The organism is Leptolyngbya sp. FACHB-671 (genome assembly GCF_014695745.1).
In the GTDB taxonomy this organism is placed as follows: domain Bacteria; phylum Cyanobacteriota; class Cyanobacteriia; order Elainellales; family Elainellaceae; genus JAAUTN01.
On sequence record NZ_JACJOV010000006.1, the window covers coordinates 1 to 1,883 of the forward strand.

Annotated in this window: 2 protein-coding genes; both read left to right on the forward strand. The window is 46.4% G+C overall.

Going from position 1 to position 1,883, the window contains the following annotated elements:
* The first annotated feature begins 156 nt into the window (after nucleotides 1–156).
* Complete coding sequence (locus H6F93_RS00100; protein ID WP_190677952.1) at nucleotides 157–732, forward strand: hypothetical protein; 576 nt, start codon at nucleotides 157–159, stop codon at nucleotides 730–732.
* A 56-nt stretch (nucleotides 733–788) separates the two neighbouring features.
* Nucleotides 789–1,883: hypothetical protein (locus tag H6F93_RS00105; RefSeq protein ID WP_199313390.1), on the forward strand; the 1,095-nt coding region annotated here is incomplete at its 3' end.

Sequence of the window (1,883 nt, forward strand, 5' to 3'; positions counted from 1 at the left end):
GGTTCCCAAAGAACACGCCCAATCCTTGCTCCAGACGCAAATAACTGAACCTGATCCAACTGAGGAGAGGTCCCGCCCTGTTCAAAAACAGAAACATCGAACCCAAGATCGAGAACTCACCTTATAACTCATTAAACTTATAGCGCACCAAGAATCATGTTGAGACAACTATCACCTAAACCCACGTACACCGTGGGTAAATTCGGTTCCTTTGAATTGCGACTGACCCAAGTACAGGTTACGACTCTAACAACCTTGGGATTTGTCATGCTTTACCTGTTTTTAAGACAACCTCCCCTTGAGGCAATTCTAATTTCAGGAGCAATGACTAGTGTTGGCTATACTTTTCTACCCTCTGTGTCAGCTAATTTGCCTCGGCTTAAACGTCTATCTCTGCAACGGGTAAGTGCAGTTGTTCTTACCCTGTTAATGGTTCTTCAGGTTCAACCTGTCTATGCTCAGTTCTTTAATGCCCTAGAGCAGGCAACAACAGAGGTTGTTTCCGGTTCAAACTCCGGCATTGATACTGGCGTTATCACCATCATCTTCGTTTTATTCAGAGTATTGGTGGTATTGGCATTCGTTGCTGGTGTTGTGGGTCTGTTGGTTCAGGCATTCCGGGGTGGAGATTGGCAACCCATTGCAAGCATGATCGGCATTGGACTCGCCTTCGTAATCGGCGTGGAAGTGATTACTAATTTAATGCTGGGTGGCGCTGGTGGCGCTGGGTAATCACCAATCTGCTGAAACGACCAGATCCATGGTGTGAAGCTTTTCCAGGAAAAACAATGAATGCACAAATTGATGTGGATCAAGACCCGATTCGGGTTAGTAAGTCGATGGGTAAACGAGCCAGTATTGGCCCGATTCCTGCCGATCACCTCTTTCCCTGGATGGCGATCGGACTCGTGACCTACTTCCTCATTCGCATGATGTTTGGTGGCAACTACACCATTTGGATAGCTTGCTGGATCTGGTTGGTTCTAACCTACTGGGCACTGGCAGGTAACCGCGCCTACCGTTTTTTTAAGCAGTGGCAGTTTCCTCCTCCCGATTGGGTAAACGGTGGAACCCTATTTATCCGTGCGGATCAAGGCGAGTTGTGGAAACGCAAGCGCAAGGAACAGCAAAAGGCAATTTTGTTACAGACCGATGAAGGAGTAAAGCGATTTATGCCATTCCAGAAATTTTGTCACTTGCACTCGATTGCTGAGATTCAAATTGGGGGACATAAATTCGCCTGCCTTTTCCTCTATAACCCTCGTAGAGATCAGTGGTCTGCCCAAATTCCATTCAAGTTCACAGGGCCACACCCCCAGCTTTATAAACAGGAAGTAGAGGAAACGATTGATTCCTTACGTCGAGGGCTTCAAGAGCTTCCTGACCGGGAAGCTCTAACGTTCTATTTAGGCTGCTCGACAGACATCCGCGAACGCTATCAGCAACTCAATCAATTGGCAGAAACCGACATCAACCCAGTATCTGTGTTTTTGCTTAACGAGCAAAAACGCATTTTTGAGCTAGCTAAACAGGGAGTTCGTCAAGTCTGGAACCAGAGTGTGTGGGCAGGTTGGACAGCTCAACGCAGTCGGGAGGACAAAACAGATTTTATTGGCAAAGGAATTCTATCAATTCAAAACTGGATGCAGAAAAGCATTCGCAGCTTTGCAGGAACAGACCAGAGCTTTTTCAATACCTTTTACCGGACAATGGCTCAACAGGTGTATGAAGAGGGATATTTGGAATGGCGTAACTTACTGGAAACGAAGTGTGGGCTGAATGTTCAACCAATGACCACTCAAGAGATTTGGGAATGGCTCTGGTATCGCTTCAATAAATCTACGGCTCCAATCTTGAGCAGTGACAAATACATCCAAGTTCTA